This window comes from Robertmurraya sp. FSL R5-0851 (assembly GCF_038002965.1).
Taxonomy (GTDB): Bacteria; Bacillota; Bacilli; order Bacillales; family Cytobacillaceae; genus Robertmurraya_A; species Robertmurraya_A beringensis.
This window is the reverse complement of record NZ_JBBOOE010000001.1, coordinates 2,931,166-2,954,282: the sequence shown is the minus strand read 5'-3', so window position 1 is coordinate 2,954,282 and position 23,117 is coordinate 2,931,166. Positions and strand designations below refer to the sequence as shown.

General features: G+C 37.8%; 21 protein-coding genes. 16 read left to right on the top strand and 5 right to left on the bottom strand.

The window, feature by feature from the left end:
• The first annotated feature begins 280 nt into the window (after nt 1–280).
• The 4 genes from MKX65_RS15180 to MKX65_RS15165 all read left to right on the top strand — a co-directional run bounded on the left by MKX65_RS15180 (nt 281) and on the right by MKX65_RS15165 (nt 3,326).
• The gene (locus MKX65_RS15180; protein WP_340904410.1) at nt 281–1,063 is read left to right on the top strand and encodes an ABC transporter ATP-binding protein; all 783 of its coding nucleotides are present in this window, start codon (nt 281–283) and stop codon (nt 1,061–1,063) included.
• Between the two features lie 2 nt (nt 1,064–1,065).
• Nucleotides 1,066–1,926, top strand: coding sequence for an ABC transporter permease (locus MKX65_RS15175; RefSeq protein WP_340904408.1), 861 nt, complete (start codon nt 1,066–1,068; stop codon nt 1,924–1,926).
• A gap of 27 nt (nt 1,927–1,953) precedes the next feature.
• Nucleotides 1,954–2,964 carry an ABC transporter substrate-binding protein gene (locus MKX65_RS15170; RefSeq protein WP_340904406.1) on the top strand — a complete coding sequence of 337 codons (1,011 nt, stop codon included), beginning with the start codon at nt 1,954–1,956 and terminating at the stop codon, nt 2,962–2,964.
• Nucleotides 2,965–3,032: 68 nt separating this feature from the next.
• The gene (locus tag MKX65_RS15165) at nt 3,033–3,326 is read left to right on the top strand and encodes a hypothetical protein (protein WP_340904404.1); all 294 of its coding nucleotides are present in this window, start codon (nt 3,033–3,035) and stop codon (nt 3,324–3,326) included.
• A gap of 118 nt (nt 3,327–3,444) precedes the next feature.
• Here the strand turns inward: MKX65_RS15165 and uraH are convergent, their stop codons facing one another.
• From uraH to MKX65_RS15145, 4 genes are all read right to left on the bottom strand, one after another.
• Nucleotides 3,445–3,804: a hydroxyisourate hydrolase gene (gene uraH / locus MKX65_RS15160; RefSeq protein ID WP_340904401.1), complete on the bottom strand. Its 360-nt coding sequence runs from the start codon at nt 3,802–3,804 to the stop codon at nt 3,445–3,447.
• On the bottom strand, nt 3,801–5,267 hold the full coding sequence (locus MKX65_RS15155; protein WP_340904399.1) for an NAD(P)/FAD-dependent oxidoreductase: 1,467 nt from the start codon (nt 5,265–5,267) through the stop codon (nt 3,801–3,803). The genes uraH and MKX65_RS15155 overlap by 4 nt, the downstream gene beginning before the upstream one ends.
• A gap of 14 nt (nt 5,268–5,281) precedes the next feature.
• Nucleotides 5,282–5,776, bottom strand: a complete 495-nt coding sequence (gene uraD, locus MKX65_RS15150; RefSeq protein WP_160548813.1) for a 2-oxo-4-hydroxy-4-carboxy-5-ureidoimidazoline decarboxylase — start codon at nt 5,774–5,776, stop codon at nt 5,282–5,284.
• A 192-nt stretch (nt 5,777–5,968) separates the two neighbouring features.
• Nucleotides 5,969–7,579 carry a PucR family transcriptional regulator gene (locus MKX65_RS15145; protein ID WP_445677920.1) on the bottom strand — a complete coding sequence of 537 codons (1,611 nt, stop codon included), beginning with the start codon at nt 7,577–7,579 and terminating at the stop codon, nt 5,969–5,971.
• Nucleotides 7,580–7,772: 193 nt separating this feature from the next.
• On the opposite strand from MKX65_RS15145, the gene allC reads away from it, so the two are divergent.
• The 5 genes from allC to mntR all read left to right on the top strand — a co-directional run bounded on the left by allC (nt 7,773) and on the right by mntR (nt 14,506).
• Complete coding sequence (gene allC / locus MKX65_RS15140; protein ID WP_340904394.1) at nt 7,773–9,020, top strand: allantoate deiminase; 1,248 nt, start codon at nt 7,773–7,775, stop codon at nt 9,018–9,020.
• A gap of 11 nt (nt 9,021–9,031) precedes the next feature.
• Nucleotides 9,032–10,285 (top strand): pyridoxal-phosphate-dependent aminotransferase family protein, encoded by a 1,254-nt coding sequence (locus tag MKX65_RS15135; RefSeq protein ID WP_340904392.1) that lies wholly within the window; start codon nt 9,032–9,034, stop codon nt 10,283–10,285.
• Between the two features lie 16 nt (nt 10,286–10,301).
• Nucleotides 10,302–11,663 (top strand): allantoinase, encoded by a 1,362-nt coding sequence (locus MKX65_RS15130; protein WP_340904389.1) that lies wholly within the window; start codon nt 10,302–10,304, stop codon nt 11,661–11,663.
• 170 nt (nt 11,664–11,833) lie between these two features.
• On the top strand, nt 11,834–13,993 hold the full coding sequence (locus MKX65_RS15125) for a type IA DNA topoisomerase (protein ID WP_340904387.1): 2,160 nt from the start codon (nt 11,834–11,836) through the stop codon (nt 13,991–13,993).
• Between the two features lie 90 nt (nt 13,994–14,083).
• Nucleotides 14,084–14,506 carry a transcriptional regulator MntR gene (gene mntR / locus MKX65_RS15120; protein ID WP_160548808.1) on the top strand — a complete coding sequence of 141 codons (423 nt, stop codon included), beginning with the start codon at nt 14,084–14,086 and terminating at the stop codon, nt 14,504–14,506.
• A gap of 26 nt (nt 14,507–14,532) precedes the next feature.
• Here mntR and metA read toward each other — a convergent pair whose 3' ends face one another.
• Nucleotides 14,533–15,441, bottom strand: a complete 909-nt coding sequence (gene metA / locus MKX65_RS15115; protein ID WP_160548807.1) for a homoserine O-acetyltransferase MetA — start codon at nt 15,439–15,441, stop codon at nt 14,533–14,535.
• Between the two features lie 163 nt (nt 15,442–15,604).
• Between metA and MKX65_RS15110 the strand changes: the two genes are divergently transcribed.
• The 7 genes from MKX65_RS15110 (at nt 15,605) to MKX65_RS15080 (ending at nt 23,058) form a co-directional block, all read left to right on the top strand.
• On the top strand, nt 15,605–17,293 hold the full coding sequence (locus tag MKX65_RS15110) for a formate--tetrahydrofolate ligase (RefSeq protein ID WP_340904380.1): 1,689 nt from the start codon (nt 15,605–15,607) through the stop codon (nt 17,291–17,293).
• Between the two features lie 31 nt (nt 17,294–17,324).
• Nucleotides 17,325–17,846 (top strand): hypothetical protein, encoded by a 522-nt coding sequence (locus tag MKX65_RS15105; protein ID WP_340904378.1) that lies wholly within the window; start codon nt 17,325–17,327, stop codon nt 17,844–17,846.
• Between the two features lie 13 nt (nt 17,847–17,859).
• Entirely contained in the window at nt 17,860–18,336 is a 477-nt protein-coding gene (locus MKX65_RS15100; RefSeq protein ID WP_340904375.1) for a glutathione peroxidase, read from the top strand.
• A 108-nt stretch (nt 18,337–18,444) separates the two neighbouring features.
• Nucleotides 18,445–19,290 carry a DegV family protein gene (locus tag MKX65_RS15095; protein WP_340904374.1) on the top strand — a complete coding sequence of 282 codons (846 nt, stop codon included), beginning with the start codon at nt 18,445–18,447 and terminating at the stop codon, nt 19,288–19,290.
• An 88-nt stretch (nt 19,291–19,378) separates the two neighbouring features.
• Nucleotides 19,379–20,026 carry an HD domain-containing protein gene (locus MKX65_RS15090; RefSeq protein WP_340904373.1) on the top strand — a complete coding sequence of 216 codons (648 nt, stop codon included), beginning with the start codon at nt 19,379–19,381 and terminating at the stop codon, nt 20,024–20,026.
• Nucleotides 20,023–21,897, top strand: a complete 1,875-nt coding sequence (locus tag MKX65_RS15085) for an ABC-F family ATP-binding cassette domain-containing protein (RefSeq protein WP_340904372.1) — start codon at nt 20,023–20,025, stop codon at nt 21,895–21,897. The genes MKX65_RS15090 and MKX65_RS15085 overlap by 4 nt, the downstream gene beginning before the upstream one ends.
• 33 nt (nt 21,898–21,930) lie before the next feature.
• The gene (locus MKX65_RS15080) at nt 21,931–23,058 is read left to right on the top strand and encodes a conserved virulence factor C family protein (RefSeq protein WP_340904370.1); all 1,128 of its coding nucleotides are present in this window, start codon (nt 21,931–21,933) and stop codon (nt 23,056–23,058) included.
• Nucleotides 23,059–23,117: the final 59 nt, after the last annotated feature.

Genomic DNA, 23,117 nt, shown 5'->3' with positions numbered 1-23,117 from the left:
GCTCAGTGTGTTCACACTGGGCTTGGCTTATTGTCATTTAATCTCCCGTGGCTTTTAACTTTGAATGTAAGATTTGGTTAAAGTAACTAAAAAGAAATGATAAGTTTGTAAATGTTAGCTAATGTCAAATTAATCTGAAAATTATATAATAAGTTTATGTTACATTGTATGTTATATTTTGTGACATTTTGAGGTGCGAATGAGTGAGTTATCAAAAATTGTTAAATAGTGTTACATATTCAAATACGTTGAGTTTTGGAAAGTAAAAGGGGGAGTTGTGATGGGGGCCATACAAAAAGAGGTAGTATCTTTTAAAGGTGTGGATAAAATCTATAACACAGGTACGGTTGCGTTAAGTCAATTGGACTTGTCTATTCAAGAGGGAGAGTTTATTAGTTTCCTAGGCCCTTCAGGTTGCGGGAAGTCAACAGCTTTGAGAATGGTTGCAGGTTTAGGTGAAGCGACAAAAGGTAAGGTAGAGGTGTTCGGACAAAACCCGAAGGATTTGATTCGTAATTCAAATGATATTGCATATGTATTCCAGGATTCGAATTTATTACCGTGGAGAACAGTCCTTGATAACGTGGTGCTCCCTCTAGAGTTAAGAGGATCGAATAAAAATACAAGAAAAGAAATAGCTATGAGAGTTCTAGAAATGGTTGGTTTGAAAGATTATTTAAAGTCCTATCCAAGACAGCTTTCGGGTGGGATGAAAATGAGAGTTTCAATCGCGCGTGCTCTAGCTGCTAAACCGAAGTTGCTTTTAATGGATGAACCGTTTGCTGCATTGGATGAAATGACAAGGCAATCCCTGCAAATGGATTTATTAGACATATGGAAAAAAGAACATACGACTATATTATTTGTTACTCATAATGTATACGAAGCGGTATATCTATCTTCTAAAATTGCAGTTATGTCAGCGCGTCCTGGAAGATTGGCTTCCCTGATAGATGTTGATCTTTCTTATCCAAGAGACAGGGTAAATAGTGCGTTTACGGAATATGTGGATTTAGCTTCTCAAAGTCTTGAGCATAGCTTGAATGGAAAGGAGTTGGTGTAAGAATGACCAGTCAAACAGCAACAACGAATCGTAGTAAATTGGTAGTTGAGTCGAGCATAACGGATAAAAAGAAGGCACGGGGAAAGGTGAAAGGGACGATCATTGGGCCCGTTATTGCTTTGGTGATCTTTCTGTCTTTATGGCAGTCTATTCCAATTGTCTTTGATATCAAACCATTTATTCTCCCGAAACCGACAGATGTTTTACAAGCGGCTATGGATGACTGGCATCTTCTGTGGCCGGCTATTCAGATAACAGTTACAGAATCGATCATTGGGTTCGTCATTAGTGCGATCGTAGGAATTGGAATCTCGATTTTGTTAGCGAGTTCTAGAATATTAGAGGTAAGCCTTTATCCATATGCGGTTATATTACAGACAATCCCGGTTGTGGCGATTGCTCCGATCATTGTTATTTGGTTTGGATCTGGATTTAATTCAATCGTGATTATTTCATTTTTAATTGGATTTTTCCCAGTTGTATCGAACACATTGATGGGTTTGAATTCAGTTGATAAAAATATGGGTGATTTATTTACACTATATAATGCTTCAAAATGGCAAACCATGTGGAAACTTCGGATTCCGGCGGCGATGCCATATATGATGTCTGGATTGAAAATTTCGTGTACGTTGGCGATTGTTGGTGCGATAACAGGGGAGTTTATTGCTGGAATTGGTGGAGGTAGAGGTGGCTTAGGTTATGCCATCACTGTAGCTGCTGTTCAATTAAAAACACCTTATTTATTTGCATGTGCCATTTCTGGTGCGATATTTGGAATTGGTTTTTACCTTCTAGTTAGCTCGATTTCAAGGTTCATGCTTAAATCATGGCACGAGTCTGCGATGAAGGTTGAAAAATAAAGAAAAAGAGAAAAGGGGAGAAGTTGAATGGAAGTGTTAATGAGAGTGAAGTATCTTTTAGTGGGAATGGTCTTAGTTTTAGTATTAGCTGCTTGTGGTAAAACGGAATCTAGTAGCTCTACGACTGAGGGAAGTGAGTCTTCTGAAGAGGAAGTAAAAGATGTTAAGGTGGTACTCAACTGGTTTGCGAAAGCTCAGCACGGAGGAGTGTACGCTGCTCGAGAGAATGGCTTGTTTGAAGAGAATGGACTAAATGTGACGATTGAGCCTGGTGGACCTCAGGTTTCTTCTATTAATATGGTCGCTTCAGGAAAAGCTGAATTTGGTTTAGCTCATGCGGATCAAATAGTAAATGCAAGAAATGAAGGAATTGAACTAGTTGCTCTAGCATCTGCTATGCAAGGGAGCCCGCAAGCATTTATGTTTCACAAAGGAAAGGGAATTGAAGATTTTGATGAATTAAATGGAAGAAAAGTATTTGTGCAGCCTGGGATTGTTTACTGGGAGTATTTAAAGACGCAGTACGACTTGAGTAAGGTGGAAGAATTAGCGCATACAGGTCAACATGGTAATTTTATAGCTGATGAGAATTCTGTAACCCAAGCATTTGTAACGTCTGAACCCTACTTTATGGAGTTAGATGGTGTAGAAGTAGAAACGAAGCTAATTTCTGATGCTGGTTATGACCCTTACAATATTGTGTTATATGTAACAAGGGATTATTTAGAGGAAAATAAAGAAACGGTAAAAGCATTTACGACTGCGTTTGTTGAGGGGTGGAATCTTTACAAAGATTCTTATGAGGATATTAACAAAGTCATTCAAGAAGATAACCCAGATATTGAGTTGGAATCATTGAAGTTTGAAGCAGAGGCTCAAAGCGAGTTTGTTTATGGCGGGGACGCGGCAGAACATGGAGTAGGTTATATGACAGAAGAGCGTTGGGCGACATTGATTGATCAGTTAAACGAATTAAAAATTTTGGAAGAGACATTTGATGCGAAGGACATTTTTACAACTGAGTTTTTAACTGAGTAAAAATATAAGGGAGAGGGTATATGTGACTCTTGTTGTAGAAGGTAGATTACAAGATTCGGTGTTGGAAAATGAATGGCACGGGACAAACTCTTTGGATTTTGCTTACGGTACTACCGTTAAGTGAAAAAGAGTGCAAGGTTTATATGGTGGTATCCAGAAACTACGGCTTTGAAGTATCAGATGAAGACTTTATAAAATTCCAGGACACTGTATTTCAACAGGATGCTTGGATCATCGAAACGCAAAAACCAGAATTACTACCGCTAGATTTACAAGCAGAACTGAACCACAAAGTTGACATCCTATCTGTAGCCTACCGGAGATGGTTAAAGGAACTAGGAGTTACAATAGGTACGGTATAAATAAATAGAAATAAAGTCCCTGAGTAGTAAAACTACTCGGGGATATTTATTTAAGTGAAAATCTATCCTTTTTTACAAAAAGAAATCACCTGCTTTAATAGTAGGTGATTAGTGGTATTTAACTTCCTCTATAAACTTGGTAACCCCAGGGGGAAACTAGTAGTGGAATATGATAATGTGTGGTTGTGTCAACGATGTTGAAGCGAACAGGTATCTTATCTAAGAATGGTGGACTGGGTAAATCAATGTTCATGTTGCGAAAATAACTACCGATGTGAAAAACTAACTCATAACAACCGTTTTTTAATTCTTCCTTAGTTAAAAAGGGAGAATCAAGTCTCCCATCATCATTTGTTACAGCGGTCTTTAGAAGGGTCCATTCTGTTGAATTTTCTTTTTGAAAATACAGTTCAATAGTTACTTCGTTGGCTGGTTGGCCGTGAGATAAATCTAAAATATGTGTAGTTAGACCTGTCATTGTTTCTCCTTTTCTGTTTCGATGTGTTTTGTTGTTCCTACTAATTCTCTTTCTTTGTCCCATTCTCCAGTGAATTCTACTTCTTTATAGTTAAAGAACTGAGTGAGTATTTCTTCCTGATCGTCTAAAAAAAGTTGGTCTGCGACAGCTGAAACGAGTTTGGGAATTCCGAATTTCATTCCGGAAAGTGCAGAAGCGGAAATTCCACAACTAATTAATGCGGAATAATTAAAAGCGAATATACCATGTAGTAATTTTTTTCCTTTTTCGTCACGGCTTAAAAATGCGAAACCAGGACTTAAATAAGGGTGTGCGTCGAGTATTGGGTTTGCTTCCGCCTCTGTAGGTTGATAGCGATCTTCCCATCTGGCAATATGCTTTTCAACCAGCTTTAATTCTGGGCGAAAAGCAGGGTCGGTTAGTAGACCTGTGCTGATAATTAGAAAATCAAAATAGAATATTCCTTTTGGGGTGGTAATTTTTGCTCCACCGTTGCTTGGTTCGACATGAAGCCATGGAGAGCCAAGGTGGAGATGAAAGCCAGGCCAGGATGAGGCGCGAGCAAATGTATCGTTCGTTGGTGGTTGGTTATGTTTAAAAAAGTGAGAAATGATTTTATATTTATTTGAATCTGTTAAAGAGTGGAAGCGTTCAATCATGCCTGATGTTTCCATTTGACGAATCGGGTTAATTCTCGGAAGTTCCTTTCTCCGAACGAAAACATGTGCTTCGGCTACGCCTTCTGTAAGAGCGAAGTTAGCATTATCAAAGGCTGAGGCGCCGCCACCTAAAATGGCAACTTTCTTCCCTTTTAATTCTTCGAAATCGATAGGCTCTGATGTATGCGCGAAAAGATGCTTAGGTAGATTTTCAGAAATCATGGGTGGAACATGCCACTCTCCGCCGCCTTGTATCCCTGTGGCGAGTATCACTTTTCGAGTGAATATTTTGGTCGTAGACACCCCTTTTCCTTCGATATGAAGCTGATGTATTCCTTTTTGTGAAGGTTCAATTAATGTAAGTTTAACTTCGTTGATGACAGGCAGTTGAAGTACTTGACGGTACCATCGTAAATAATTCATCCAATCTCTTCTAGGGATTTTGTCAATATTGTCCCAGCTTTTTGCTCCGAATTGTGCTTCCCACCAAGAGCGGAATGTGAGGGAGGGAATACCTAGGTCAACAGAAGTTAATTGTTTGGGAGTTCTTAGTGTTACCATGCGAGCATACGTTTCCCATGGACCTTCGAAGCCTTCAGGATTTTCGTCTAAAACAAGTATATTAGATATCCGCTCTTTTAATAATGCAAAGGCGGCGCCTAAACCGCTTTGGCCGCCGCCTACAATGACGACATCGTAAACGTGTCCATCGGGATGACAGTGAGGGCGAACCCAATTAGTGCCGCCGAAATTGAGATAAGAGAGATCTTTTTTTACCTGTAGATTTAAAGCTTCTAAACTCATAAAATATCATCCTTTCATTTAATGATTTCTTCTAAACGAAGAAGGGCAATTTTGTATATTTCAGTCAAAGCTGTTTCAAACTCAATCTCTTTGCTAGAAGAAATTCGTGTTTTCATCGATTCGTATATTTCGTGTTTGTTCTTTCCACGAACGGCTAAAATGAATGGGAATCCAAATTTATCCATATACTCTTGATTGGTTTTGATGAATTGTTCGTACTCATCATTGGAGAGATTCTGTAACCCAGCCCCTTTTTGTTCTTCGGTAGAATGATCTGTCATTGCGATCCGTTCTCCTAAATTCGGGTGGGCTTTGATTAGTGTTAATTGCTGCTCAGGGGAAGCGTGTTTGACTACGTCTACCATACATCGGTGTAAATGATGTAAGGAAGGAAAAGGTTTTTCGTTGAAAGCTATACGGGCAATCCAAGGGGAATGTTCAAAAATTCCATTCATTATGTTCATAAATTCATCCATGTTTGTATTGTTTACTTGGCTAATTGTGTACATTGGTTCCCTTCCCTTCACATGATAAATAATTATGTTATATAATATAACATTTAATGTAATGTATAATTCCATATTAATCAATGTTTTCCTAACTGTCATTGTTTAAAATGACTAAAAATTCAGTTAAACTCTATTCAATTTATATAAAAATAAAAACTCAAGCCTTTGCTTGAGTTTCTTTATGTAGAAGTTTTAGTTTTGTAACAAGGCTCTAATCCGCAAAGCAAGCCTTATTTGTAGGGTTGTTTCTGAATCCTTTAAGCTTTTTCCTAAAATTTCTTCGCATTTTTCAATACGGTAAACCACCGTATTTCTATGGATAAATAATCTTTTCGCGGTTTCAGAAATTTGGCAGTGTGTTTCTAAGTATACAGACAATGTATCTAGTAAAGTTTGTTCTTCTTCTATTTTAATATCTGTAAATTTACTTAAAGCGAAAGAATAAAAGTTTCTTAAATCTTCTTGTGGTACCATGCGTAACAATTCAGAGATGTCTTTTGCTTGAAACGTTTGGATATATCCAATTTGCTTTGAAAATTTTCCTTGTGATAGTGCGTCTAGGGCATCTTTGTGGGCGTTTTTGACATCCATAAAAGTATGGCATAAATTGCTGATTCCGAATGAGATGGTATTTTCATAGTATTTAAATATTCTTTCCTGAAGTTGAACCAAAATAGACTCGCAGTACATACTAGGGTGCAACACATTTTCTTCTGATTCAAATAAGAGAATACAAGACTCACCCTTTGTGAAAAAATGAATTTTTGGGGTCATTGCAGACACTTCTCCTTCTATAAAATCATAAATGACGTCTGCTTTTTCGTGACGCTCGGCATAGGAAGGTTGAAATTTATCTCCATCGATTTTACCTACTACACAGATATACTTTTGATCATTTCTTAATGAGAATTCAGCTGCTCTTCCGATAATCTCTTCCTGAGATGAAAAAGTTCCGTCAATAAAGTGAAGGAAAAAATCGTTGCGAATGCTCCGACCTTGTTGTCTTAGTGCACTTTCTTTCATAAGAGAAAATGAAATCACATTTGTTGCTTGTTCAATTGTTAATGAAGTTAACTGATCTGTTTTTTTTACCTCTCCGTTAATCATCAGAAATCCTTTTTTTCTTTCGCTAATATGGATGGGGAATAAAGTATACGTCTCTCTTGTGTCAGAAATAGAAAAAGAAATCGGTGAGATTGGAGACTTTGGAAGTGTAATCTCTTCTGAAAATATAGGGTATGTGCCTTCTGGTGTTTGTTGGAAAATGGGCTTAAAATACTGATCAATCAATCGGACAGGTCGCTGGATCATCTGTGATAAATCTTGAAGTAACAGTCCAATTCCTTTGCCTTCCATAATGATTTTTGTGAACTGCTTATGTGTTTCGAGTGCAAATGTTAATTCTGATGCGCGTTGATCGAGAATGGCGCGTAAAGAATGGTTCACGATTTCACCTAAAGATAAATGTAAAGGAAGTTCAATAACAGGTAATGAAAGTTCGTTTGCTAGTTCAATTACTTCATCTGGAATTTTATTTAAAAATCGTTTGGTTTTAATTCCTAATCCGGCACACCCTTGTGTTGCCATGGCTTCAACTAAATTGGTCAGTGTTTGAGGATGATCTTTAAAATGGTAGGCGGTTGTGACAAGAAATTCATTTTTGTTTAAGTAATGGATGATATCAGGAGCATCCATCATGTTAACAGACTTTACTTCGCGTTCCATTCCTGATTGTCCGGCAATCATATTCATTCCTTCTAAATCCGGTACATTTAAGAGTTGATTTACTTTCAATAGGAACATTCCTTTCGATTATTATGCAGAAAATTTAGTATTTTTTGTTTAATATTATCATGATTTGGTCAATTTGCATAAAAAACTATCGAATATTTTACATAAACGCTAATGAAGTTCACTGGGAAAATAGGTAAACTAATAATATAACGTGATGATGTTAAGAAAAATAACATGGATTTATTTATAGGGAGTGAAGGGGATGGCCATTCAAATTAATAAACAATTAATTGAAGAAGGACAAGTGGGAGCAGTGATTGAATGGCTTGCTTCTATAGGAGAAACAGAAAGTGGGGGTGTAACAAGACTTCTGTATTCACCAGCCTGGCTAGAGGCACAGGTAGCATTAAAAAATATGATGGATCAAACGAATTTATATACGTATTTTGATAGCGTGGGAAATTTATTTGGTAGATTACCAGGTACAAATGAAAATGATAAAACGATTCTGACAGGCTCTCATATTGATACGGTAGTGGACGGTGGGAAGTACGATGGTGCATACGGTATTATTGCAAGCTTATTAGCTACGGTAAGGCTTTTTCATAGATATGGATACCCGAAAAAAACGATAGAAGTGGTTTCTTTATGTGAAGAAGAGGGAAGTCGTTTTCCATTAACCTTTTGGGGGTCAAGGAATATTAGTGGTGTTTACAACCTTTCTCGAGTGGAAAATGTAAGGGATGGAGAGGGTATTTCGTTTTTCGAAGCAATGAAGCAAGTGGGCTTTGATCCAAAGTCATACGGTTCACCGGTTCGTACAGATATAGAGAGATTTGTAGAAATTCATATTGAACAAGGAATGATACTTGAACGAAATAAAAACCAAATCGGTATTGTTACTCATATCGTAGGCCAGCGCCGTTATACCATTCGTATCAAGGGTGAAAGTAATCATGCAGGAACAACCCCAATGCAGTTTCGAAAAGATGCTGTAAGCACTGCTTCCCATCTAATCTCTTTCTTAACTGATAAAGCAAAGAATACAGATCCTATGTTAGTTGCTACAGTTGGAAGATTAAACGTAAAGCCGAATGTACCCAATGTAGTAGCTGGCGAGGTAGAATTTTCTTTAGATATTCGGCATCATCAGGAAGAAATTATTGAAGAATATTGTCAAAATATTTTTACAGAGTTTAAGCGTTTTTCTGATGTATCAAATATAGAAGTGGAAATCGTGCAATGGATGGACGTAAAGCCTGTGAAGATGGATGAAGAAATGTGTGAATGGGCAGGTGAAATTGCAGAAAGAAACCGATACCGCTATCAAAAAATGATTAGTGGGGCTGGGCATGATGCTCAAGTATTTGGTGGAATTTGTCCGACTTCCTTGTTGTTTGTCCCTAGCCGTGGTGGAATTAGTCATTCACCACAGGAATTTACGAATTTAGAAGAATTAGAGACAGGTATTGAGTTATTAACAGAAGTTTTATATAAATTAGCTTATTAAAGGAGTGAAACATGGTGGTTTTTTCAGAATTGCATACACCATTGCGTACAATAATGACACCAGGACCGGTTGAAGTTGATCCTCGTGTGTTACGTGCGATGAGCACACCTATTTTAGGGCAGTTTGATCCCGCTTTTACAACTATTATGAATGAAGTTATGACAATGCTTCGTCAAGTTTTTCAAACAAAGAACACATGGGCATTTCCTATTGATGGTACCTCAAGATCGGGAAATGAGGCCATTCTTTGTAGCATCATTGAACCTGGTGATCGCGTATTAGTTCCGATATACGGGAGATTCGGACATTTGTTAGTAGAAATTTGTGAACGGTATGGCGCAGATGTGTACTCCATAGAGTGCCCATGGGGTGATGTATTTGATCCTAAAGTGGTCATTGAAGAAATTGAAAAGGTGTCACCTAAAATTGTAGCTATAGTACATGGAGAAACATCGACCGGTAGATTGCAACCGCTTGAAGAAATTGGAAGAGCTTGTCGAGAAAGAGATGTGCTTCTCGTGGTGGATGCTGTTGCATCTATCGGAGGGGTTGAGGTAAAAACCGATGAATGGTTTATTGATGGAATGATAGGTGGTACTCAAAAATGCTTATCAGTTCCATCTGGGCTGGCGCCCATTACGTATAACGAACGGATTGAAAATATATTATACGCTCGAAAAAAGGTGGAGCGAGGAATTGCAACTGAGCAGGATTTGAATTATAAGAGAAGTAATCATTTCATTGCCAGTAATTATTTTGATTTAAGTATGCTCCAGGATTATTGGGGTCCGCGAAGACTCAATCATCATACAGAGGCAACCTCAATGATCTATGCTTTGCACGAAGGTTTAAGACTTGTTTTATTAGAAGGTCTAGAAGAGCGCTTTAATCGACATCAGTACCATGAAAGGGCGTTAATAGCAGGGATTGAAGCGATGGGATTAAAGCTTTTTGGTGATTCAAGGAATAAGCTGCCTTGTGTTACTTGTATAGAAATTCCAAAGGGGATAGACGGGGAATCAGTTAGGAAAATGTTACTTGAAGCATTTAGTATTGAAATTGCTTCTTCATTCGGTCCTTTACATGGGAAGATTTGGAGAATTGGTACGATGGGCTACAGCTGTCGAAAAGAAAATGTTCTAGCCGTACTTGGAGCATTAGAAGCCGTTTTAATTCGACATGGAGTGAATGTTCATCGAGGAGATGCGATTCAGGCGAGTTTAGATGTTTATATGAGTGAGAATCAAAGTTTGCTAAAGTTATAGTAGAGGTGAAGCTGGTATGGCTAATTATGATCTTTTAATACGTAATGGTTTGGTCGTATTTTCAGATGAAGTGATTCAAACAGATATAGCAGTAAAGAAAGGTGTCATTGTAAAACTGGAGGCTGAAATCGACGGAACTGCACTAGAGGAACGCGATGCAACCGGTTTGTATATTTTTCCTGGTGTGATTGATGTACATGTTCATTTTAGTGAACCTGGACGAGAACAGTGGGAAGGGTTTGAGACAGGCTCTAAAATGATGGCTGCAGGAGGGTGTACCACCTTTTTTGACATGCCTTTAAATGGAATACCGTCAACCATTAATGACAGAGCGTTACTTGGAAAAGCGGAAATTGGAAAAAAGAAGTCTGTTGTTGATTTTGCCTTGTGGGGTGGGTTAGTCCCTAATCATGAAAAAGATATAAAAGGACTAGCGGAAAATGGAGCTATAGGCTTTAAAGCCTTTCTATCAGAAACGGGAAATGATGAATTTGAGCGGGCCGATGATGATACATTATTAAATGGGATGAAAGAAATTGCTTCACTTGGTAAGATTTTGGCGTTACATGCTGAAAGTGCTCCGATTACTAACTGGCTGCAGAAGGAAAAACAGCAAAAAGGTTTAGTAAGCGCAGACGATTACCTGGAATCACGTCCAATCATTGCAGAAGCAGAGGCAGTTGATAGAGCCCTAACCTATGCAAAGCTGACTGGATGTGCCTTGCATTTTGTTCATATTAGTAGTGAAGCTGCGATCAAAAAGATTGAAGCAGCTAAACTAGAGGGGATGGATGTAACGGTAGAGACATGTCCCCACTATTTACTATTTTCACACCAGGATCTTGTGGAGAAGGGCCCAATTGCTAAATGTGCTCCACCATTAAGGGAGAAAAAAGAACAAGAAAGACTTCTTCAATTATTAATAGATGGAAAGTTTGATATGATCTCTTCTGACCATTCCCCTTGTCCTTATTCTATGAAAGACCCCTCTGTGTATAATTTGTTTGAAGCATGGGGTGGCATTAGCGGTGGGCAATTTACATTATTATCAATGATTGAGTTAGCACTCAATCATAATATTCCTTTTACACGGGTCGCAGAATGGACATCAGAAGCACCTGCCAAACGATTTCACCTTCAATCAAAAGGGAGTATCCAAGTAGGAATGGATGCCGACTTTGCAATTGTATCAATGAAAGAATTTAGAGTAACAGAGGATAATTTCTTCGCCAAGCATAAACAAAGTGTGTACTTAGATCATACCTTTCCATGTCAGGTAACATCAACATACAATAGAGGGAAGTTAATTTATGATAATGGGGATATTATTGAGTCTGTCAGCTTTGGAAAGTGGCTGCATGAAAGAGATATTAGTTAGTAAAATTATTTTACAAAAAAGCAAAGGAGAATATCCTTTGCTTTTTTTGTTCAACAAATCTTAAACCTTACAATCAAATATTGTGGTAAAATAGTATACTGTTCTAGTTTTAGAAAAGTGAAATCACATATATGTTAGGTTGATTTCTTCTTATTAAAGTAGGTGAAATAGTGAGTAAAGTAATTATCGCTGAAAAGCCATCTGTTGCTAAAAATATTGCAGATGCATTAAAAATTAAAGGCAGACAAGATGGATATTACGAAGGTAATGGATATATTATTACATGGGCATTTGGACACCTTATGCAACTTTACGATGCAAAAGATTACGATGAGAAGATGGCTAGATGGAATATGGAGAACTTCCCTTTTATTCCTCCTAACTTTCGGTACAAAGTAAAAAGTGATCCAAGGAATAAAGAGAAGGAAGATTTGGGTGCAAGAAAGCAACTAAAAATAATCTACAATTTAATCAAACGAAATGACGTGGAAATGGTCATATCTGCTTGCGACTATGACCGAGAAGGTCAAATTATCGGGGATACGATCATATATAACCTAAAAACCCAAAAGCAAGTGTACAGATTGTTACTAAATGAATGGACACCTGATGAGGTGTTAAAAGGACTTCAACAAATGAAGCCTAATACGGAGATGAGACCCCTTCAAGATGCTGGAATTGGTCGTCAATGGGCTGATTGGGTGATCGGAATTAATCTGACTTCCGTTGCGACATTAAAGTACCAAAAGGGGAAGGGAAAGGCACTTAATATAGGTAGAGTTCTTTTGCCAACCTTAAAAATTATTTATGATCGGGATCGAGAAATAGAAAACTTTAAACCGGAAGAATACTTCAAATTGGCTGCTACTTTCAAAACACAAGATGGTGAGGCGTATGAAGGAACTTATGTTGAAAACGAGGAAGACAAGTTTTCTAATAAGGAGCACTTAGAAAAAATTCAAGAAGCTATGAAGGATCCCTCAGCAATCATTGCAGATAAACAAGTGGAACGGAAGAAAGAGTATCCTCCCTATTTATTCAATCTGTCAAATTTACAGGGATTTATTACTAGTAAATTTAAAGGCTGGACTTCAGATAAGGTTTTAAAAGTAGCTCAATCACTGTATGAGAAGAAGTATATTACGTATCCAAGAACGGCTAGCGTTGTGTTAGAGGAAAGTCTTGTTGGAAAAACAGCAAAGGTTTTAGAAAATATAACTCGAGGACTTCCATATGAAAATGAAGTGAAATTTTCGAAGCTAAAGAGAGTGTTCGATAATTCAAAGGTTGAAAGCCACAGTGCAATTATTCCAACCTATTTACTACCCAAATCGTTAACTAAAGATGAAGAAATTGTGTACCATGCAATAAAAAATCGATTGATCATGCAGTTTATGCCGATTGCTGAACATGAAGAAACCAAGATTATGACAAAAATGAGTAACCTCGACACCAAAGGTGTATTTGTATCTAAGGGACGGGTACAGCTTGTTGAAGGGTGGAGAAAGGTGGAAAAAATTGAATCAAAAGATAATGTTTTGCCACTTGTAAAAGTTCATGATCTGGTAGAGATGGTTGATCACAAGCTTACTTCACATGCTACGAAACCACCAAAGCATCATACGGAAAAGACATTGCTTAGAGTAATGGAGACTTGTGGAAAAGGTCAGGGCGATGAAGAAAGTGAAGAAATGATGGCTGCAATCTTAAGTGGTTATAGCATTGGTACTCCAGCTACAAGGGCAGAAACCATTAAAAAGTTAAAAGATATTGGATATATTGAAACCAAAAATAAGAGTTTGATTTGTACCGAACTTGGTAAAAATCTAGTAGAGACTTTTCCTGTGAAAGAATTGTTTGACCTAGAATTTACAGGCCGTTTAGAAAAAACTTTATCAGATATAGAAAAACAAAAGTTTACGAAAGAAAGCTTTCTGAATTTAATATTTGATTTTACCGCAAGTGCTGTAAACACCATAAAACATGAAAAAGATATTATTATTAATGAAGTAACTTATGAAAAGAAATCAATTGACGCATTAGGAAAATGCCCTGCCTGTAGTCAGGGGAGTATTATTGAGGGGCAAAAAGGTTATGGCTGTAACAACTGGAAAAATGGCTGTAAATTTGTCATTTGGAAAAATGATAAATTTTTGGCTGCCTTAAAGAAAAAGCCTTCAAAAACAATGGTGAAAATGCTTTTGAAGAATGGGACAGCCACTGTAAAAGGTTTAACGAGTAAAAAAGGAAATAAATTTGATGCAAATCTACGATATGAAAAAAATCCTGACAATGAGTATTATAGCTGGAAGATGGAATTTTTGAATTAAGAGTGGTTGATTGGAAGCGAATTCCCTTGTCTCCAATTTTTAACTATAGTAAACTTTTATTATTGATGATGCACGCAGGAGGGTCAACGGATGCCAACACCGAGTATGGAAGATTATATTGAACAGATATACAATCTAATTGAAGAAAAAGGCTATGCAAGAGTTTCGGACATTGCGGAAGGTTTATCTGTTCATCCCTCTTCGGTTACGAAAATGGTTCAAAAGCTAGATCGAGATGAGTATTTAGTGTACGAAAAATATAGAGGGCTTGTACTAACTCCAAAGGGAAAAAAAATTGGTAAAAGGCTCGTTTATCGTCATGAGCTACTGGAACAGCTTCTTCGAACGATTGGTGTAAAAGAAGAAAATATATATGATGACGTGGAAGGAATTGAGCATCATTTAAGCTGGGATGCAATTGATCGGATAGGTGACCTCGTCCAATTTTTCGAAGAGGACGAAAATCGAATAGAAGCGTTAAGAGAAATTCAAAAGAAAAATGAAGAGAATTAAAAAGAGAGCGATATCGCTCTCTTTTTTTATTCCCATACATACGGAGTTTGTTGATACACAAAGTAGTTAAGCCAGTTTGAAAATAATAAATGTGCGTGGGAACGCCAACGATTTGCTGGATTTTGATTGGGATCATTGTTAGGAAAATAATTTTCCGGAACATGGATATCCAAGCCCTTTTTTTGATCTCTTGAGTACTCTTCAGATAGGGTTGTCGATTCATATTCTAAATGTCCCGTAATCATGATTTGTTTGCCCTCATCGGCACTAATGATAAATGGGCCTGCTACCTCTGAACTTGATAACAATCTTAGAGAAGGGTGGTTCATGATTTCCTCGACTGCCACATCTGTGTATCTGGAGTGAGGGGCGAGATACTCATCATCAAATCCTCTTAATAATAGATCGACAGGATCATGTACGCGGTGAGTAAAGATGCCGGAACATTTTCTTGATAGTTCATACTTTCCAATACCAAAATGGTGATACAATGCCGCTTGTGCCCCCCAACAAATATGTAAAGTTGAAGTGACATTCGTTTTTGACCAGTCCATGATCATTTTTAACTCTTCCCAATAATCAACTTCTTCAAAGGATAATAGTTCTACTGGTGCTCCAGTGATAATAAGTCCATCATACTTGCGGTGCTTTATTTCAGAGAATGACGTGTAGAACTGGTCAAGATGCAATTGGCTTGTATTTTTTGCTTGATGAGTAATGGTTTGTAAGAATGAAATATTAACTTGTAGAGGGGTATTCCCTAACAGTCTAAGTAACTGAGCCTCTGTTTTTTGCTTTTCTGGCATTAGATTCAGGATGAGAATATTTAACGGACGAATGTCCTGATGGTTCGCTCTCTCGTCGTCCATAATAAAGATATTTTCAGATTCCAGTATTTCTCGAGCTGGCAAGAGCTTCGGAATTTTGATTGGCAATGAATTTCAACCCCTTTATTCAATATTCAGGCTATTTATATTATATACTGGATTTTTTTAGGATCAAGAATAATGATCAAATAACTTAAAAAAAGAATGGATACAGGAACATTCGCAAATGGTACAATATACATTGAAAAATACGGGCATGGAGGTAACATCATTGAACATCAAGGTTAGCGTAAAAAGTGATATTGAAATTGCACAATCTGCAGAAATGAAACCGATCATTCAAATTGCTGAAAAAATTGGATTAACAGATGATGACCTCGAGTTATATGGAAAGTATAAAGCTAAAATTTCATCTGACACTTTAAGTAAAATCCAAGGAAATCCAAATGGCAAAATCATTCTTGTAACAGCAATTAACCCGACTCCAGCAGGAGAAGGGAAGTCTACTGTAACAGTTGGATTAGGCGATGCTTTTTCTCAACTTGGAAAAAAGGTAATGATTGCAATGAGAGAACCATCTTTAGGGCCAACGATGGGAGTTAAGGGTGGAGCTGCAGGTGGTGGATATTCTCAAGTACTACCGATGGACGAAATCAACTTACATTTTACAGGCGACCTACACGCGATTACGACAGCAAATAATGCATTGGCCGCATTAATTGATAATCATATCCAACAAGGAAACGAACTCCAGATCGACCAACGTAGAATTGTTTGGAAGAGAGCACTTGATTTAAATGATCGTGCTTTAAGAAATGTAATTATTGGGTTAGGCGGTCCGATGCAGGGTGTTCCTCGTGAGGATGGGTTTGATATTACCGTTGCATCCGAAATTATGGCTGTACTATGCTTAGCGAAAGATTTAAAGGATTTAAAGAGAAGGCTGTCTGAGATGGTAGTAGCTTACAATATGGAGAAACAGCCGGTAACTGTTTCACAACTTGGTGTAGAGGGTGCTCTAGCGCTCATTTTAAAAGATGCGGTCAAACCAAATCTTGTACAAACGATTGAGCATACTCCAGCGCTAGTTCATGGTGGACCGTTCGCTAATATTGCACATGGCTGTAACTCTGTTATTGCTACAACAGCCGCATCTAAGCTTGCTGATTTCGTAATTACAGAAGCTGGGTTTGGTGCAGACTTAGGAGCAGAAAAGTTTTTACATATTAAGGCTAGAAACGGGGATGTATTACCGGAGGCGGTTGTTGTCGTTGCAACAATTAGAGCTCTGAAGATGCATGGCGGTGTTGGAAAGCAGGATCTTAATAACGAAAATGTTGAAGCGCTAATTGCTGGCTTCGATAACTTGAAAAAACATGTACAAACGATCAGAAGCTTCGGATTACCTGTCGTTGTAGCAATAAATAAATTTATATCAGATACCAATCTTGAAGTGGACACCTTATTGGAATTGTGTGAAAAGGAAGGTGTACAAGTTGCCTTAACCGAAGTATGGGAAAAGGGTGGAAAGGGTGGTATTGCCCTAGCAGAAAAACTGTTAAAAGCAATTGAAAGTCATACTGAGGAATATGCACCTTTATACAATGTAAGTGATTCAATTGAAGAAAAGATCCGTTCTATTGTTCAAAAGGTTTATGGAGGGAAGGATGTTGAGTTCTCAACAAAGGCCAAAAAACAAATGAAGGACTTGGAGCAATATGGATGGGACGGCCTTCCGATTTGTATGGCTAAAACACAATATTCCCTTTCAGATGACCCAAGTAAACTTGGTAGACCAACCGATTTTACGGTTTCGGTAAGAGAATTAAAGCCTTCGATCGGTGCTGGGTTCCTCGTTGCTTTAACTGGCGACGTGATGACAATGCCAGGTTTACCAAAGCAACCTGCCGCGCTTAAAATGGATGTTGATGAAAAAGGCAATGCAGTAGGCTTATTCTAATTGATGATGATTATGGATGAGGTATGCTTGTATGTTTGATCCTACAGCTTTTGATAATATAAAAGTAGTTTTTGAGGGTGCCGTTTATGACCTAGATTTAGCGGGTCAACTATGCGTCATTGATCGGAACGACATATTAAACGTAGCAAAACTTTCGCGACAGATAGAAATGACCGTAAAGAAGAATAGGGATAGTAAGATTAGCTGTACCGTCGTTTTATGTGCAGATATTTCGAATTTAGCTGCAGAGTTACACCCAAAGTTTCAATCACCAAAGGATGCTGGCTGCCATTTTAAAATGGTTTTCTCTAGTCTAGAGCAACGTTCTTTTGATATAAGAATTTTGGAGGTCCTCCAATCCATTTGGGGGAAGGATAGAGAGTATCATTGTAAGATCATCTCTGACCCTCTCCAAAGTCAGTCTGGTAATAAAATAGAGATAGAAGTGAATTTTAAAAGGCTCATTTATGAAGAGCAAATGGAAGACTTAACGGAGCTTGCCGATTTTATATTACAATCCTTAGATAAACTTGAACTAGATGTAAAACATTAGGAGGAGTTAAGGGATGACGGTGTATCAGTTTGAGGCAAAGAAAATTAATGGTGAAACCATATCTCTTTCGGAATTTAAGGGCGAGGTTCTGTTAATTGTAAACACAGCTAGTAATTGTGGGTTTACTCCTCAATATAAAGAGCTTCAAGAGCTCTATGAACAATATAAAGAAAAAGGATTCACTGTATTAGGCTTTCCGTGTAATCAATTTATGAATCAAGAACCAGGTACCGAGTCTGATATCCAGTCATTTTGCGAAATGAATTTTGGAGTAACTTTTCCATTGTTTTCAAAGGTGGATGTAAATGGAAAAAATGCTCACCCACTTTTTCAGTATCTAACAGAAGAGGCACCTGGAGTACTAGGGATGAAAGCTGTTAAATGGAATTTCACTAAGTTTTTAGTGAATCGTTCCGGTGAAGTAGTGGAAAGGTATGCACCAAATACGAACCCAAAAGAAATATCACAAGATATTGAAAAGTTGATTTGAAATGAAACCCTTGCTGATAGCAAGGGTTCTTAATTAGCTGTAATTTTCTGAATTATCTTTACATAGTTAATAATTATTAATACTATAAAATAAAAGGGGGGAATTAGAATGAAAAAAATTGCCTGGGTTACGGACAGTACCGCTTGCTTAGATGAAGAATTAACCAATCATCCAGACGTTTTCACTGTCCCAATGACAATCGTATTAGACGAAAAGGAATATAAGGATGGAATAGACTTGACAGCAGAAGAGCTTTATGCAAAATTAAAGCATCTTCAAGTTCCGCCAAAAACGTCTCAACCATCTGTAGGTGAGTTTGTATCATTGTTTGAGAAGTTAGAAGGACAATATGATCACGTATTCTCCGTTCTCGTTTCAGCTAAGTTAAGCGGTACGGTCTCTTCGAGTGTTCAGGCTTCCAGCATGGTGAATGTATCGGTCACTACAATCGATTCAAAGATCCTCTCTTATCCCCTTTCTCGGATGATTAAGAAAGGAATGGAATGGGTTGAGGCTGGTGAGTCCATTGAGGAAGTGGAACAAAAGTTAAGTGATCTCGCAAACACGAACCAGACATTAGTTTTAATCGGTAGTTTGGAACAATTACACAGAAGTGGGCGGATGAACGGATTATCCTTTTTCCTAGGCAGCATGTTAAATATTAAGCCGATCATTTCCATTGAGGACGGCGTATTACAGGCAAAAGAGAAAATTAGAAGTGAAAGTAAAGGAATGGAGAAAATCATAACTTATCTTCGAACTGCAATTGAAGAGTATGATATAAAAGAAGCCTATATTTTATACGGTCTTCATGATACGGAAGCGAGAAAATGGCATAATGAATTGTGTAAACGGTTCCCTGATGTTTCATTCGATATTTACCCTTTAGGCGCAACGATCGGAGTGCACGCAGGAGAAAACACAATCGGAATCAGCTGGTTTAATAGCCTGTAGAGGGAGTGCGCTAATGGTGCACTTCCTTTTCTTTTTCGAAAAAAAGCAGTTCATGGTAGAATATGAGTGGAAAGAATGAGGTGGTGTAATGGAGCAAGTTATAGCCAAGACAGAAGAGTTTGTCAAACGTGAAATGTCGGCAGATTCAACTGGACATGATTGGTTTCATATTGATAGAGTACGGAATATTGCATTGAAAATTCATGAAAAGGAAAAGATAGGAGATCCTTTCCTTATTGAGTTAGCTGCTCTACTACATGATATTTCTGACGAAAAATTACATAGCTCGAAGGAAGAAGGAGAAAAGAAGCTTACTTCCTTTCTAAGTCTGTTACCATTAAATGAATTGAAGAAAAATCAGATTAAAGAAATCATTGAAACCATATCATTTAAAGGTGGAAATAATCGAAACATCACAACAGCTGAAGCAGCCATCGTCCAAGATGCCGACCGCTTAGATGCGATAGGAGCGATTGGGATAGCAAGGGCATTTGCGTATGGAGGGAAAAAAGGTCAACCGATCTATGACCCTAACATAAATGTCCGAACAAGCATGACAAACGAAGAGTATCGAAAAGGCCATTCGTCCTCTATTAATCATTTTTATGAAAAGCTACTAAAGCTAAAAGAGAAAATGAATACAAAAACGGGTAGAGAAATAGCTGAAAGACGGCATCTGTATATGGAAGAGTTCTTACTTGAATTTTACAATGATTGGAATGGAAAACATCAATGATTAGTATCGATAACGTGACAAAAACATATGGAGAAAAGGAATTATTTAATGAAATCTCATTCACAATAAGCGCGAAAGAAAGAGTTGGACTTATTGGTGTAAATGGGACCGGAAAGTCCTCATTATTAAAAATTGTAGCAGGTGTTGATTTTCCAGATTCAGGAGAAGTAACGGCTCCGAAAGATTATCGAATTGCGTATTCTGAGCAAAATCCGGACCTTAATCCAGAATTAACAATCCTTGATCAGGTTTTTGCCGGTGAGGCACCTGTTTTAAAGCTTCTAAAAGAGTACGAAGAAACTCTTTTAGAGCTTAATAGAGTCCCGGATGATACTAAAATTCAGGAAAAGCTTTTTGATTTACAAAAGAAAATGGATGCTTTAGATGGATGGGATGCAAGTACGAACGCAAAAACAATTTTAAATAAGCTTGGAATTGAAGAGTATGAAAAAAAGATTGGAGAATTATCTGGTGGCCAGAAAAAGCGAGTAGCTCTTGCTCAAGTGTTAATTCAATCCCCAGATTTATTGATTCTAGATGAGCCTACCAATCATTTAGATTTCGAGTCAGTGAAATGGCTTGAAGATTATTTAAGTCGTTATACAGGTGCCTTATTGCTTGTGACGCATGATCGATATTTCTTAGACCGTGTCACAAACCGAGTGTTTGAACTAGAAGGTGGAAAACTCTACAGCTACAAAGGAAACTATGCAGATTTTCTGGAAGCTAAGGCCATTCGTGAAGAAAATGAAGCAGCTACTCTTGAAAAGCAAAAAAATCTATTCAGACGAGAGCTTGAGTGGATTAGACGAGGGGCAAAGGCACGAACAACAAAGCAGAAAGCAAGAATTCAACGTTTTGAAAAGCTTGATGAGAATTTAAGCTCCGTAAAAACTACGGAAAAGCTAGATTTATCTTTATCCGGCAGCCGCTTAGGTAAGCAAGTATTCGAATTGAAAGACGCAACAAAAACATATGATTCGAAAGTGATCCTTAAGTCTTACGATCTACTAGTGAAACCTCATGACAGAATCGGAATTATAGGGAAAAATGGTACTGGTAAATCAACCTTATTAAATATTCTAGCTGGAAACATTCCTCTGGATTCAGGTGAACGAATCATCGGCCAAACAGTGAAGGTTGCTTTTTATACTCAAGAAAATGAAGACATGGACCTTTCAAAACGGATGATTGAATACATCAAAGAAACGGCGCAGGTGATTCATACGTCTGATGGTAAAACTATTTCAGCAACTCAAATGCTAGAAAGATTTCTTTTTCCATCATACACTCACGGCACCCCGATCAGAAAGTTATCAGGGGGAGAAAGACGTCGATTATATTTACTAAAGCTATTAATGACTGAACCGAATGTTTTGTTATTAGACGAACCAACGAATGATCTAGATACTCAAACTCTGACTGTCTTAGAGGACTATTTAGAAGAGTTTCCGGGAGTGGTCATTACTGTTTCCCACGACCGCTATTTCTTAGATAAAGTGGCGGAACAATTGCTCGTGCTTGAAGGGAATGGAGTGATTGAATCTTATTATGGAAATTACAGTGAATTCCTTGAAAAACAAGTAGAAAAGCCGGTAGTTCGAGTAAGTGCATCAGCAGAGAAACCTGTGGAAGAGGAAAAACCGAAGAAGAAAAGAATGAGCTATAAGGAAAAGCTTGAATGGGAATCCATCGATTCTGACATTGAACATGCGGAAAAAAGACTTGAAGAAATAGCTGTAGAGATGGGGAAAACAGGCAGTGATTTTGAAAAGGCTCAAGCTTTAATGGAAGAGGAAAATTCTTTAAACGAAAAACTTGAGTACTTGATTGAGCGTTGGAGCTATTTATCAGAAATTGCAGAGAATTAATTAAATCTAAGAACAAGGGAAGGATGAAGTGACTTGAAGATACGATCCATTGAACCCACTCCTAGTCCGAATACGATGAAGGTTATTTTAAATGAAGAGCTTCCAATGGGAAAAAGTAATAACTATAAAAAAGAGACAAGTGCTGGTGCTCCAAAGGTCATTCAGGATATTTTGACCATAGAAGGTGTGAAAGGGGTATATCACGTAGCTGATTTTCTAGCAGTGGAAAGAAATGCGAAATACGATTGGAAAGAAATCTTACCGAAAGTAAGGCTTGCATTTGGCGAAGAAGCGGAATTAGTGGAGCCAGAAGAAACAATTAATGAGCATTACGGAGAAATACAGGTGCTTGTTCAGATGTATAAAGGAATTCCGATGCAAATAAAGCTAACGGATGGAACAGAAGAAAGACGATATGGATTACCAGAACAGTATAAAGAGGCTGTTTCAAAGGCGCAGGATCCAGAAGATAACGTTGTAATGGTTCGAAGGTGGAAAGAGTTTGGTGTAAGGTATGGAGATTTCGATCAAATCGGCCAGGATATATTAGAAGAATTAATGGCTGCTTATACAACAGACCGACTAGATGAACTCATTCAAGATGCAACGAATAAGGAGACCACGAAGATTGTTAGGCGCCAGAAACAAAAGCTTGATGTCCACTCATTAAATGATCCCGATTGGCGAAAAAGATATCAGCTTCTTGAACAAATGGACGATCCAGAAGTTGAAGATCTTCCAGTGTTAGAAAAAGCGTTAAACGACGAAAAGGCATCTATTCGGAGATTAGCTACTGTCTATTTAGGGATGATTGAAGACAAAAAAGTATTACCTCTCCTATATAAAGCATTAAAGGATAAAACAGTAACCGTCAGACGTACGGCTGGAGACTGCTTATCTGACTTAGGGTTTGAAGAGGCAATAGAAGAAATGATGAAGGCATTAAGTGATGAAAGTAAATTAGTGCGCTGGAGAGCGGCAATGTTTTTATATGAATTGGGTGATGACCGTGCACTTCCTGCCCTGAAGGCAGCAGAAGAAGATCCGGAATTTGAAGTAAGCTTACAAATTAAACTTGCTATCGAAAGAATTGAATTGGGTGAGGATGCAAAAGGATCAGTTTGGAAACAAATGACAGAAGCAAGAAAACAAAACGAATAAAATTGCATCATTTGAAATAAATATAGTATGCTAACAATGGATATAGTTAGTAGGAGGGA